The sequence below is a fragment of the Acinetobacter sp. UBA3025 genome (genome assembly GCF_002367915.1).
Taxonomy (GTDB): domain Bacteria; phylum Pseudomonadota; class Gammaproteobacteria; order Pseudomonadales; family Moraxellaceae; genus Acinetobacter.
The window spans coordinates 1-13,285 of the sequence record NZ_DFDO01000062.1; the positions used below are offsets into that span (position 1 = coordinate 1).

General features: G+C 42.4%; 18 protein-coding genes. All 18 read left to right on the top strand.

The window, feature by feature from the left end; translation table 11 throughout:
- Positions 1-81 precede the first annotated feature (81 nt).
- Positions 82-318, top strand: a complete 237-nt coding sequence (locus B4J23_RS02520; RefSeq protein WP_005235506.1) for a hypothetical protein — start codon at positions 82-84, stop codon at positions 316-318.
- Positions 319-1,053: 735 nt separating this feature from the next.
- Entirely contained in the window at positions 1,054-1,227 is a 174-nt protein-coding gene (locus B4J23_RS02525) for a hypothetical protein (protein WP_180159371.1), read from the top strand.
- Between the two features lie 98 nt (positions 1,228-1,325).
- The gene (locus B4J23_RS02530) at positions 1,326-1,556 is read left to right on the top strand and encodes a hypothetical protein (protein ID WP_179992500.1); all 231 of its coding nucleotides are present in this window, start codon (positions 1,326-1,328) and stop codon (positions 1,554-1,556) included.
- A gap of 50 nt (positions 1,557-1,606) precedes the next feature.
- Positions 1,607-2,047 (top strand): hypothetical protein, encoded by a 441-nt coding sequence (locus B4J23_RS02535; RefSeq protein WP_291358670.1) that lies wholly within the window; start codon positions 1,607-1,609, stop codon positions 2,045-2,047.
- Complete coding sequence (locus B4J23_RS02540; protein WP_291358671.1) at positions 2,007-2,648, top strand: putative metallopeptidase; 642 nt, start codon at positions 2,007-2,009, stop codon at positions 2,646-2,648. Before B4J23_RS02535 ends, B4J23_RS02540 begins: the two co-directional genes overlap by 41 nt.
- A gap of 47 nt (positions 2,649-2,695) precedes the next feature.
- A complete protein-coding gene (locus tag B4J23_RS02545; protein WP_175967841.1) occupies positions 2,696-3,187 on the top strand; it encodes a DUF2280 domain-containing protein in 492 nt (163 codons plus the stop codon).
- A complete protein-coding gene (locus B4J23_RS02550; RefSeq protein ID WP_291358672.1) occupies positions 3,184-4,860 on the top strand; it encodes a terminase in 1,677 nt (558 codons plus the stop codon). Before B4J23_RS02545 ends, B4J23_RS02550 begins: the two co-directional genes overlap by 4 nt.
- A gap of 9 nt (positions 4,861-4,869) precedes the next feature.
- A complete protein-coding gene (locus tag B4J23_RS02555; protein ID WP_291358673.1) occupies positions 4,870-6,327 on the top strand; it encodes a phage portal protein family protein in 1,458 nt (485 codons plus the stop codon).
- A 3-nt stretch (positions 6,328-6,330) separates the two neighbouring features.
- Entirely contained in the window at positions 6,331-7,536 is a 1,206-nt protein-coding gene (locus tag B4J23_RS02560) for a phage minor head protein (RefSeq protein WP_291358674.1), read from the top strand.
- A 502-nt stretch (positions 7,537-8,038) separates the two neighbouring features.
- Positions 8,039-9,013, top strand: a complete 975-nt coding sequence (locus B4J23_RS02565; RefSeq protein WP_291358675.1) for a hypothetical protein — start codon at positions 8,039-8,041, stop codon at positions 9,011-9,013.
- The gene (locus tag B4J23_RS02570; RefSeq protein ID WP_005236582.1) at positions 9,010-9,396 is read left to right on the top strand and encodes a hypothetical protein; all 387 of its coding nucleotides are present in this window, start codon (positions 9,010-9,012) and stop codon (positions 9,394-9,396) included. Before B4J23_RS02565 ends, B4J23_RS02570 begins: the two co-directional genes overlap by 4 nt.
- Before the next feature lie 3 nt (positions 9,397-9,399).
- Positions 9,400-10,473 carry a major capsid protein gene (locus B4J23_RS02575; RefSeq protein ID WP_005236581.1) on the top strand — a complete coding sequence of 358 codons (1,074 nt, stop codon included), beginning with the start codon at positions 9,400-9,402 and terminating at the stop codon, positions 10,471-10,473.
- Positions 10,474-10,483: 10 nt separating this feature from the next.
- Positions 10,484-10,801, top strand: a complete 318-nt coding sequence (locus B4J23_RS02580; RefSeq protein ID WP_291358676.1) for a hypothetical protein — start codon at positions 10,484-10,486, stop codon at positions 10,799-10,801.
- Between the two features lie 7 nt (positions 10,802-10,808).
- Positions 10,809-11,261 carry a gp436 family protein gene (locus tag B4J23_RS02585; RefSeq protein ID WP_034171153.1) on the top strand — a complete coding sequence of 151 codons (453 nt, stop codon included), beginning with the start codon at positions 10,809-10,811 and terminating at the stop codon, positions 11,259-11,261.
- 7 nt (positions 11,262-11,268) lie between these two features.
- On the top strand, positions 11,269-11,766 hold the full coding sequence (locus B4J23_RS02590) for a phage virion morphogenesis protein (protein ID WP_180011240.1): 498 nt from the start codon (positions 11,269-11,271) through the stop codon (positions 11,764-11,766).
- Positions 11,741-12,163, top strand: a complete 423-nt coding sequence (locus B4J23_RS02595; protein WP_291358677.1) for a phage tail terminator protein — start codon at positions 11,741-11,743, stop codon at positions 12,161-12,163. Before B4J23_RS02590 ends, B4J23_RS02595 begins: the two co-directional genes overlap by 26 nt.
- A 9-nt stretch (positions 12,164-12,172) precedes the next feature.
- Positions 12,173-12,343 (top strand): hypothetical protein, encoded by a 171-nt coding sequence (locus B4J23_RS02600; protein ID WP_291358678.1) that lies wholly within the window; start codon positions 12,173-12,175, stop codon positions 12,341-12,343.
- The gene (locus tag B4J23_RS02605) at positions 12,343-13,086 is read left to right on the top strand and encodes a hypothetical protein (RefSeq protein ID WP_291358679.1); all 744 of its coding nucleotides are present in this window, start codon (positions 12,343-12,345) and stop codon (positions 13,084-13,086) included. The genes B4J23_RS02600 and B4J23_RS02605 overlap by 1 nt, the downstream gene beginning before the upstream one ends.
- The last annotated feature ends 199 nt before the right edge of the window (positions 13,087-13,285 follow it).

Sequence of the window (13,285 nt, forward strand, 5' to 3'; positions counted from 1 at the left end):
CGCCAAATGGTGGGCTTTTTTGACATTATTTATTCATAAAATTAAGTGATAATGTCTTTTTGTTTTTGAGCTCTAATTGAAATGGCGATTTTAACTGTTAAAAAACTAGAAGATACTCTCTGTAAATTAGTGACTGAAGGCGAAAAGCCTGTAAAGATTTTATTAGGCTATAAAGCGTATGGCGAGCTAATGAATGATCGTAGTTTTTTTGAGGAAGTGGCTGGCTCGGCAATGGATCCAAACAAACGAAAATATAAAAATATTAAAATTAAGGTCACTCAAGACGAATACCAGTTTAACGTGAAATGTCAAAAATAGGTTTAAGCATCAAGGAAAGCTCGCCAAATGGTGGGCTTTTTTATTGCCCTGAGAAATATTAGTGTAATCATACCAAATTAAAATGCTTGATTAACCAGGAAGGAATCTTGCTTAGTTCGACAAAGTTAATGACATTATTTCAGCAATGAATATTATAAATTCATGTTTTATAAGTGAAAATAACTGACATTTCTTGCGACATGATTGCTTGATTGTCCAGGAGTAAAATCATGCTTAGATTACTGATGTGTTTATTCGGCTTCCACGGTGCGACTAAGGTTGACTACACAATTGATGATGAAGAAATCAAGGTGTGTCGTGATTGTTTGAAAGAAGTTAAATAACAATCACTCAAGCAAAGAGCTGTTTCATAAAGCTGTAATACTTAAGCAATATAGTTGCTCTGCAAAAGAAGAAAGACGTTGTAACGCAAGTCAAGCCCGTTTAATTGGAGAGAGTTAAGCGGGCTTTTTTATTTCAAAATCGCCGAACGTATTACGGCAAACAAAGCCCCTCGCATTCTAGATGTTGAGGGGTTTTTCTTTTCTTATTGGTGGTGAATGTGTGGCAATTCTTACTTGGTTTTATCGTGGCTTGGATTATTTGCAGCTGGTATACACATATCTACGTAGCAAATGAATGTGAGCGACTTGGTGGATTTTTCGTTGGTGAAAAAACTTATAAATGCATTGAAGTAAAGAAGCTCGATAAAGAAGAACAAGACTGGTGATGTTTATGACAGACAAAGTACAAGCTAAACAAGACTTAGAATTTTGCAGTGCTGAGCTGTCTAAGTATCAGAATCTCAGTCGATCCGGATTAACGCTTAGTGAGTTGCATGCGATTGACGGCATCATGATTAAGCTGAAAGAGCGTATTAAGAATTTGCGTACGGCGCTTTATTCGTGATGTTAGATAATTTGAAGTGGACATGGGAATCCAATTAAATAAAAGCAATTCAAAATGCTTATACTGTGTGCTTATTAATTAAAAAGGTTTAGAGCCTAATGAGTGCACCGAACGATTTATATTGGAATAATCAGAATAAACAGATGTTGGCGGCAAAGTATAAAGAGCACCTGCAAAAGAGTGGTCTCGAAAATACATTCGATAATTGTTATGACTTTATTTGTCGAAATTACGGATCAACAGTTCCCAAGAAAGAATTTGGTGTTTCTACAAGTATGGCTCTAGCAAAGGCAATATCAGGGCAACAGCCGAATGATTATAGTTTTTAAGATTATGAGACTAGAACCTCCTCTGGGAGGTTTTTTGTTGGGTGCAGATCATGGATCCAAAACACTATAAAAAATTAACCGATAAAGGCTCAATCAAAAATAAACCTCGCAACAGACCATTACCTAAAGCCAGTGAGAAATACTTAGAAGCATTCGATCGACTGAAAGAAATTCTTGATCGGATGGAAATCAAATACGAAGAGTACTTTCATTTTAAAACCACTAAGCACTGGCGCTTTGATTTACACCTGGTTGGCTACCTTACTTTGATTGAAATTGCTGGTGGTCCATGGTCTGGTGGCCGTAAAGGTAAACTGGCTACTAAAGCCTGGAGCATAGATCGTTATGATCATGCTGAAGAAATGGGATATCGGTATATACGCTTTGAAGTATCTGATATCTCATCATCCAACAGGGCCATAAAGTGGCTTAGAAATTTAAAGGCATCACATGGAACAGTTCAGACCATTCCCACCGACGGATCTGATTGATCAGGCCGAGGAAGAGGAAGCCATTCGCTTGGCACCTGCACCAGAACTTAAAGAATGGGTCGTGAATAATTGGCTTACTTTAGGCGGTGAACTTCATAACCCGGATCATGATCATATAGCTGAGCTGCTACACGACAATGATGAGTTCCTTGCATTTGCATGGGCTTCATCGGCCGCCTTAGCGAAAAAGCGTATGGTGCTTGGCCAGTGTGAAAAGGTCATGTTTAACGTGGGTGGCTGGAAGAAAGCACGCCAGGAACAACAGATGCGGGACTGGTTTGGTTTCGTACCTCAATATCTGATTACTGTAGATGCCACTTATTGCGAACAGGCAACAGATCGGGATTTCTGCCGGTTGATTGAGCATGAGCTATATCACATTGGTGTAGAGCGTGATGACGATGGTGAAATAATTTATAGCGATATGACTGGCCTGCCTAAGCATTACTTAGCTGGTCATGATGTGGAAGTGTTCTTTGGTGAAACTAAACGATGGGGAGCTGATGAGTCAGTGAAACGTCTCGTTGAAATTGCCAAGAATGCGCCGTTTGTTTCTGAAACAAGTATGGCTGCATGTTGTGGCAATTGTGTCATCGGTTAAATTTTTTTGCCTATCTTGCTATACGTAGCTATACAAAAGGGGTGTTTATGGCAGCACTTAAAGAGCCTGTAAAAATGTTTATAGTTCAGTCTCTTGCTTGCTTTGAAACACCTCAACAAGTAGTGGAAGCAGTAAAGCAAGAATATGAGATTGAAATTACCAGACAGCAGGTTGCACTTTACGATCCAACCAAAGTGGCTGGGCGTAACTTAAGTAAAAAACTAAAGGAATTGTTTGAGCGCACTCGTAAGGACTTCCGAGAGAATATTGAAGATATTGCAATTGCCAATAAAGCCTTTCGTTTGCGTGAACTCCAAAAGATGTATGAAGATTCTGGAAAAAATAAGCGAGCAAAACAAAACCTGCTCAAGCAAGCCTTTCAAGAAACAGATGGCCGTGTGACCAAGCAGGAAATTACCGGTAAAGACGGCGGCCCTATCCAGCAAGAAACTAAATCAACACACCAGTTCACACCGGAAGAGCTTGCCGGCATGACTGCTCAAGAGCTTTCACGTTTAGCAATTAATGGCAAGTTATGACTTATGCAATTGAAGATATAGCGCCACTAATTAAAGAGTGGACGATCAACACACGTCTACCTGAGGTCATTGAAGAGATGACAAGGCGTTACTACTACCGAATGCTAATAGAACAGAATGAGTTAAGCATCCAGGCTGAAATCTACAAATGCAGAAATGATCCAGCGCATTGGTTTAATCATTGGGTGTGGACCTATGATCCGCGTGGTATGCCTTTTGGATTGCCGGCAAACATTCCTTTTGTATTGCGCCCTGGTCAGGTTGAGCTGGTTGATTGGCTATTGGAACGCGAAAGCACACAAACGCATGGCTTGATTGAAAAAAGCCGTGATGAAGGGATGAGCTATGTAGTCCTGGGCTTTTATTTGCATCGGTGGTTATTCGTTGAAGGTTTTGCTGGTGGCGTCGGTAGCCGTAAAGAAGATCTGGTTGATAAGAAAGGCGATCCAAAAACGTTACTGCACAAATTTAGGGATATGTTTTCCAAGCTGCCTGACTGGATGAAGCCTAAAGGCTTTGTTGAGAAAGTGCATGACAACTACATGCGAATCATCAACCCGGACAACGGTGCAACTGTTACCGGTGAAGCGGGTGATAACATTGGCCGAGGTGGTCGTACCACAATGTACTTTCTGGATGAATGGGCATTCGTAGAGCGTCAAGAAGCAGTTGATGCTGCAATTTCTCAAAATACTAACGTACACATCAAGGGGTCTACTCCAAACGGGATTGGTGACAAGTTTCACCAAGATCGTTTTAGTGGGCGTTACGCCGTTTTTACAATGGCATGGCGTGATAACCCAGATAAGAATTGGCAGGTCGAATTTAATGGCAAATTAATTTATCCCTGGTATGAAAAACAATTGGCCACCCTTGATGACATCGTTTTAGCTCAAGAGGTTGATATTGACTATGCCGCCTCGGTCGAAGGTGTGTTGATTCCATCAGCATGGGTGCAAGCTGCCGTCGATGCTCATCTTGAATTAGATATTCAGCCGTCAGGCGAACGGATGGGTGCACTTGATGTGGCGGATGAAGGTAAGGATAAGAACTCTTTTGCTGCACGTCATGGCATCGTACTGCAGTATTTGGATACCTGGTCTGGTGTTGGTGATGACATTTTTGGCACGACTCAGAAAGCTATTGATGCTTGTCTTGATCTACGTTTGAACTCGTTTTATTACGATGCCGATGGTCTTGGTGCTGGTGTACGTGGTGATGCCCGAGTCATTAATGAGCAGAATAGATCCAAAGGTATTCCGGAGATCGAAGCAAATCCATTCCGAGGCTCAGGTGCGGTGCACAACCCGGAGCAGGAAATGGTTGAGGCGCGTAAAAATGTAGACTTCTTTGCCAATCTTAAAGCTCAGATGTGGTGGTCACTGCGCATAAGATTTCAGAATACTTATCGAGCCTTACAAGGTATGCAATATGACCCAGACAATCTTATTTCGCTCTCTACCAAAGACATAAACAAGCAGGAGCTTGAACAGCTCAAGCGAGAGTTATCGCAACCCACTTATACAAAAAATGGTGCAGGCAAAATCCTAGTCAATAAGCAACCGGATGGAGCTTTATCTCCAAACCGAGCAGACAGCATCATGATTTGCTTTAGCGATATCCGAGAGCGAAAACGGAAAAAACCTGCAGGTGCAGGATCTCGAACTTATTAAGGTGTTTACATGGCAAAGTCTAAAAAGGACAAAGCGTCAAAGAAGGCTTTGTCTTATGGCAATTTATACACTCAAGAAGCGGTCACTCAGTTTCTGGTGAACTTTGGCAAACAGCCTGATACGGATGAAGTACTACGCAAAGCAGGCATTACACGTCATAGATTACGTGTACTGCTTGATGATGATGAGATTGCTCAAGTAGTGGAAACGCGAATTGATGCATTGCTAGCTACGCCGTTGCGTGTTGAACCCAATGATACTGATGAAGCACAAAAGCTTAATCTGATATTGAAAGAATGGTTTCATGAAATTGCTACTGGTGCCATGAGTGCACTGTTCTTTGGTTATTCAGTACAAGAAGCTGTCTATGAGTTAAAACCAGAAGGCTATTTGGGTATTCAGTGGATCGGTGAAAAACCTATGCAGTGGTTTGAACCTAAAAATGATGGCCGCTTAATTTACCGACCAGAAGGCATTGGTACCGAGCATGAAGTGGATCAGGTATTCAAATTCTTTTTAACACGCCGTAAGGCTACATATGAACAGCCCTATGGCAAAGCGCTATTGGCTACCCTGTATTGGTTGTTCTTCTTTAAACAGAATGGATTCAAGTTCTGGGCTAAATTTCTGGAGCGTTTTGGGACGCCGATCTTACTGGGTAAATGTAAAGATACTGAAACCGAGGACATGAGCAGAGCATTGTTAAATGCACATGCACAGAGCGTCTTATCGATTGATGCAGATGATGATGTTCAGATTTTGTCTACATCAGGGACAAGTGGTACTGCTGGTGCTGCGTTTGAATCATTCAATAACCAACTGATTCGCCAGATCCAAAAGGTTGTATTAGGGCAGACGCTTACCAGTGGAACAGATGGAAAGGGAAGTTATAGCCTTGGCCAAGTGCATGAAAATGTAAGATTGGACAAGTTGAAGTCAGATATTCGATTGGTGACTCCAACCCTGCAAGCTGTAGTCGACTCATTATGTGTCTTGAATGGGTGGTCTAAATATACAGTTATGTTGGGTGAAAAGCCAAAACCACTGAATAAAGACCAGGCAGAACGAGATGTACACTTAAAAAATGCAGGTGCCAATCTTTCTAAAGATTACTTCATTCGTGAGTATGGACTGCAAGAAGAAGATCTGGTTGATCAAGTCCAAACTGGCTTCAATCAATTCACAGCCTTACCTCGACAGGCATTCAACTTCAAGGCGACAGCAAACAAGCTCTCACCTGAACAACAGGAAGTTGAAGAGCTGACTGATGGCCAGGATGAATTGCAGCTACTGAAACCGGATCAGGTCAAGGAATTGGTATTCAAATCGGATAGCCCTGAAAGTCTGGCTTACAACCTAATGCAATTAATACCTGGTGCAACTCAGACACAGTTCACAGCTAATCTGGATCAGGCTTTATTTGCTGCAGATGTGTTGGGGTATGTGACGGCTCAAAACGGGAAGTAAGCTATGCAACCAGTCACGTTTCTTGAGGCGCTTCGGTACGCTCACAGTAAAAAGATTGTACTGCCTGACGAGTTTTATTCAATGGATCTAAAGACTCGGCAGATGGCAACCACGGTTAGCTTTCTATCGAGTCTTGAGCAGATTGAAACTGTCATTAAGGCGGTGAATAAATCGATTGCCGACGGCGGTACTTTTAAAGACTTCCAGAAGCTGATTGAAGAATCTGAAATCATTCTGCCAAAGCATTATTTGGACAATGTATTCCGTACCAATATCCAGAGCGCTTATGGTCATGGGCGGTGGCAACAACAGCAACGGAACAAGGCCAAGCGACAATATCTGATGTACTCGGCGATCAATGATAGTCGCGTGCGTCCGAGTCATTTGGCTTTGAACCGGATTGTGCTGCCAATTGATCATCCATTCTGGCTGACACATTACCCGCCGTTGGGCTTTCGTTGTCGCTGTACTGTAGTTGCTCTGACTGAGAAGCAGGCATTGAAATACGGCATTACGCCAGATGATCAGTTGCCTGAGGTAGCTGAAGCCTTAGATTGGAGTTCGCATCCATTGCAGTTTGGTGAACTTGAATCACTGGTTGATAAAAAGATCAGTGCTTCGAGTTTAGATAAGGAATATCTCCTGGAGCAGAAAGAAGTTATTAAGGCTGAATGGACGGCGAGTAAAAAGCTCACCAGCCTATTTACTCCGATGGATGATAAGACTCGGGACTTATTCGATACTGTGGCCAATACAGTAATACCACTTGATCCAAGCATTCGACCAAGTGCGATTCGCACCTTCTTGGACTATGTGCAGGGAAATGATGCCGCACTGACTGGCTATTTAAACTCTGCTACAGGCTCACTAGCTGATGATGTACTTAAGCGCTGGCTGAGTGCAGACATGGCAGCGATTCAAACTGTGGCAAGCAATACGGCTTCTACCGTAGTAGGTGCTGCAACTCTTAATCAAGTAGCGGCTTATCAGGTAGGGCAAACACTTCAATTGAATGCGCCGTTGCTGATGGCTGATACAGCTTCAGATATCGTGATTAAGATTGAGAATGCTAAAGGCTTGGGTGTTGATCTGGATATGTTGAATGCTGGTAACGGCGTTTTAATACCGATGGGATTGTCATTTGAGGTTGTTTCGATTGAAGCGGTTGAAGGGCAGATGGTTTATACGATCAGACCACTAGTTAATTAATCTTTTAATTAACTAATCTGCTATAGGACAATGTTTAAGCTACATTTTTTATACAACGAATGGAATATTTAAATATTGGATTAGGAGCAAAGTAGACTTATAAAATCTGTACAGCTTAGTCACTTGGTTGGGATATGGTTTGTTTTGCAATTGAGATCGAAATACCTGCAGATAAGTGCCCTAAAATAAGAGGCCGAAAGCGTTTAATAAGAGAAGGAAAGGCAAGGGTTCTTTTGTCAAATAATACTTCTACAAGGAGAGCGCTTACGGGATTTACAAGGTATGGGGTATCTAGCGGAAGGAATGCAATAGTCTTAACTCCATATGAGTTCAAAGATCGTGAGAACCAGATAACAAACTTTCTAAATAAGAGGTTTGATAGTGAATGGAAACTTAAGCTGATACCTATAAAGAATACTTGAACTATTTACCCACCTCGGTGGGTTTATTTGTAGCTATTTTACGCCGTCCGAAAGGGCGGTTTTTTTATGGAGCATGAGAAATGCCAAAAGAAGAGGAACATAAGCCGAATCAGTATTGCTTCCAGATTGGAAATTTAAATGTTGACCAAGCTGAAGAAGGCAAGAAGAAGCGTACTTTCTCCGGTGTTGCATACAGTGGTGAAGTTATTACCGATCATTGGTATTGGGATCGAATCATCTTTGATCTTGATTCTATGCAAATTAAAGGTCGAATTCCTGCGTTACTGGATCACTCAACTCGGCAACGTGCTGGAGCCATTAATAGCCATAGCATTGATCACCAGAACGGTCTAACAGTTTCAGGTGACCTAATGAGTAATGAGTTCGGTACTCAGGTTGCCCAGGACTCTGACGATGGCTTTCCATGGCAGATGTCAGTGCGCATTGAACCCTCCGCAGTTGAAGAAATTCAAGCAGGTGCATCAGTCACTGTAAATGGGAAATTGCATCAAGGCCCTATCACGGTGTTCCGCGGTGGTCGTATCCGTGAAGTGTCTTTCTGTGCTTTGGGTGCGGATGACAATACAAACGCAGTGGCAGCAAGTCACTCTCCAAAACAATTTAATCAACCAGAGGACACAGACGTGACCGAATTAGAAAAGGCTCAGGCCAAAATTACCGAATTGGAAGGTCAGGTGAATACTCTGACTGAACAAAACAAACAATTCGCTGCTGCAAAACGTGAAGCTGAAATCACTGCATTAGGTAAAGACCTAGGCAAAGAGTTTAGCGCTGAAGATGTTGAAGAAATGAAAAAGCTTGATGATTCTGCATTTGCATTCTCGGCTAAGCAACTTCGTCAATTTTCTGCAGGTAGCCAGCAACCACCAGCTACACCACAGACACAACAAACACCAAGTGTGAATCCGGCATTTGCTCACTTGTTCACTCATCAAGCCAATCCGGGGCAAGGTGGTCAAGCTCCACAAGGCTCGGCTTTAGATCAGGCATTTAATCAGTTTGTAGCAGCACAGCAACAAGGAGCTAAATCATGAGCCAAGTCGTAACAGGAACTATTGAAAATAAACAGCTAGTGGTCGGTGACGGCGTACGTACAGAAAATGCCAAAGTAAAAACTGCTACAGCATATAAACGCGGCGATTTACTTAACGTGAGTGCCGATAACGTTGCTGATCATCCTGTTGTCACTGAAGGTGTAGTAGGTGAATGGAATGCAATTGCTGTTTCAGATTTCACCGCAGCGCAATCTACTTACCATGCGGCTAATAATCTTGAAATGCCGATCTACGTGCAAGGCCCATTTGATATTGCAGTAGTTACAGTGAATGGAACACCTCTGACTACTGCTCAATATGATGCAGTACGTGCACAAGCATTAAAAAACAAAATCGAACTTCGTAAAGTTGTGGGGAACTAAGACATGAGTCAAACTTTTACATTTCAAAATGCACCAGTGGAATTACTGGATGTGCCACAGCTGGTATTACTGACTGATACCACTCAAAAGGTAGATACCTGGCTGATGGACCGCTTTTTCCCTCAGCGTGTTTCCTACACTAAAAAAGAAGTTCCAGTAGGTGAGCTAAATACAGCGACTCCACTTGCGCCGTTTGTTACTCCGACTGCAGCTGGACGTCAGATTAAAGTAGGTGAATCTGGTAACGTGAAATTCGTTAAGCCAGCTTATCTGAAACCAATGATGACAGTCATGCCAAGTGAAGTGCAAAACACTGCTCTGATCGCACGTTTACGTCAATTTGGTGTGATTGCAACTGGTTCAAATCGTTTATCAGATGCAGATCTGCTGTTAATCGATCAGGCTCAAAAAGCATTGTATCTGCGTCAGTCTATCGAAAACCGAAAGCTATTAATTGCTCGTGATGTGCTTCTCTACGGTAAAACCACTTTTGCTTCTGCAGACTTCCCGATGTATGAAGTAGATTATGAACGTAATGCAGCATGTAACTTTACGCCGTTGATCAAATGGGGCCAAGCGGGTGCTACTCCAGTCAAAGATATTCAAGCGATGATTGATCTTTCTGTTGAGCATGCTGGTACATCACCAATCATGGCCTTAACTACGTCAAAAGTGTATAACACGCTGATTAAAGATCCTGAGTTTAAGGAAAAGTTCATTGCTCCATATGCGGGTGTGAGTGTTCCACTTACTCCAACCTTTGATCAATCTGATAAACCCCAATTCCGCGGTACCATCGATAACCTAGAAATCTGGACCTATGATGCTAAACACAGCATGAATGGAAGTGTTGAGCGTTTCATTCCAGAAGATTTCTTTGGGCTGGTTTCTGATGCTAATGGTTGGATTGCTCACTGTGCATTGCAAAACGTTGAAGCATTTGGCCAAGCTCTAGAATTCTATTTAAGCCAATGGCAGGAAAAGAACCCTTCAAGCATTCAATTATTAGCTGAATCATCTCCACTTGCTGTTCCTAATAACAAGAACGGTTTAGTCGGTGGACGTGGATTTGTATAAGGAGATCAAAATGCCAAAGTACATTGCAAAACAATCGATCGGACACTTCCGTCCAGGTCAGGAAATTGAGGGGCTTGAAGCTAAACAACTTCAGGCCCTTTTAGCGTCTGGGGCTATTGAAGAATATCAAGAGCCGGAAGAACCTAAGGCAGATGGTGCCGCTGCACGTTTAGCTGAACTTGAAAAAGCCAACACTGATCTTGAAGTTGCGAAAGTGAAGGCTGAAAAAGAAGTTACCGAGCTAAAAGCAAAAGTGGCTGAACTTGAAAAGGCGAAGCCTGCTGCAAAACCTAAAGCAGACTCAAAACCTGCTGACGAAACCAAGTAGGTGATCTATGTATGCGACTGAAGCAGATTTGGTCGCACGATTTGGGGCTTCAATTGAGAACCTGAAATTGATGTATGAAGATGCAGCAAAAGGTTCTCAAGCAATTAATGATGCAATCCAGGATGCAATGGAGGAGATTAACGGTCATATCGGTGGTCGTTATCCTTTGCCGCTTCCCAATGTGCCGAGTAATTTAAAGCGTATGGCGTGTGATATTGCACGCTACCGCCTTCATTTTGAGCAGCCAACCGATGAGGTGCGAAAACGCTATGAAGATGCAATTGCATTCTTAAAGCGTGTGGCTGATAACAAAGCACATTTGCAGATTCAGTTACCTGAAACAAACCAGATCGTGGATGACCAACCTAAAGGACGACCTTCAACGGCGCCAGTCGGTACTTCATATACCGGTGGTGTATTTGGAGATTCTATTCTGGACCAGATGCCCAGCTTGAAGTGAGGTGCTTATGGCTTTTGCAATAACCATTCAGGCAGATAGTTCACCGATTGAAGCAATACTTAATCAATTAGGTAACTTTGAATCATTAAAGAACCAGCTGTTTGATGAGATTGGTGCTGGACTTGTGGATAGTGTGCAGCATCGATTCTTAACGGGTACTGATGTAGATGGGAACCCGTGGAAGATTTCATGGCGTGCACGTATGCAGGGTGGTGAAACGCTTCGAGATACTGGCCGCCTGATGAATTCCTACACACACAATGTTCTTTCAAATGGTGTGGAAGTGGGCACTGATGTTGCGTATGCACCGCATCTGCATTACGGCGCAACAATCCTACCTAAGAATGGCCAATACATTACTTTTGCAGTGGGTGGTCAATATCGGAAAGTTAAGCAATCCATTATTCCACCTCGGACTCAGCTTGGTATTGATGCTGAAGATGAAGTCATGGTTTTAGATATTGTCGGGAGTTTTATCGATGAGCACCTTCTTCGCGGTACGTGATGAGATCACAAACAAGCTGAAGGAAATTCCAGAACTTCTAAAGATCTACACGCCGTTGAATTCAGTTATGGTCACCGAGATGTCACAAGTCACGCCATCTGCGCATGTCAATTTTGTCCGTATTGACAAGAAAGCCAGCGCAGGTCGTGGAAGTATCAATCAGATCGGTCAGCAATGGGCGGTTACGGTTGCATGTCGAAATGCTCAATCTCAAATGACTGATGGCCGAGCGGTGAGTGATGAAGCTGGGTTGTTAACCGAGAAGGTCATTCAATTACTTTCCGGCTGGCAGCCTCAGGCATCACGAACGGCACTAGAAATGATTTCGGTTCGGGATGGGTATAGTCCAGGCTTTGCATACATCACGATTATTTTTGAATCACAAAAATTCATTTAGGAGCCAGTCATGGCAAAACAATACAAAGCATTGCAGCCTGTAGGTCGTTTTAAGAAAGACGATATCGTTGGTGGGCTGGATGATGCACAAATCAAAAAATTACTGGCAGATGGTGTCATTCAGGAATTGCCTGAACCTAAAGCTGCTCCAGCCAAGAAAACTACAGGGGATGAAAAGTAATGGCTAAATCAGATTTAATCTCGCTTCAAGGTGAGCTTCATTTGGCGAAGATGGTTAATAGTGTACCTTCCGCATTATTGCCTGTAGGTAATACACCGGAATTGCAAATTGCTATTTCTAGTGAATCAACGGATCACTATGAAAGCAAAACCGGCCTTCGTGCTAAGGATGCGGTACTACGCAAACAAACTGCAGTGGCTATCTCTGGTACGCTTGAAGAAGTAACAAAGCAAAACTTAGCAATGGTCCTAAGTGGCAAATCAATCGAAATCCCTGAAACTCAGCTGACTGATATCGATTTAGGTACAGTACAGATTGGTGCCATGATCGATCTGGGCCATCGCAATTTAAGCGAAGTGGCTTTTAAGGATAGTTCGGACGCTGCTATTGAGGCAGACAAATATTTGCTTGATTCAGTTTATGGCACCGTAATTTTTAACGAAGCTGTAACTGGTCCAGTTAAGTTTTCAGCCAAGTCTGGTGCTAAGACACGTACGACAATTGCAACAAACCTGGGTAATGAATATCGCTTGCTGTTTAAAGGCATTGATACTGTTACAGGTGATAAGGTGATCTTAACTTTATGGCGCGTCGAATTTTCACCAGACACTGAATTTGATCTAATTCATGAGGACTTCGGATCTTATTCAATTGAAGGTGAAGCACTGGCGGATATTACTAAAGCAAATGACGAAGAGCTTAGTGTATTTGGTCATATTGAGCGCTTCAGTGTAGCTGCATAAACTCATACAGGCACAATGAACTCCACGGCGCATTAGCGTCTTTTTTTGTGCCTGTTTAAATATAGAAATTGACTATTTATAAAAATTATTTTATTCATATTTAAGGATATTTATCCTTATTTAATATCATAATTTATATTTTATATATATGATCGGCGTGTTGGATATTTCGAGAAATTAGCATGCCTACTAAAGTAGA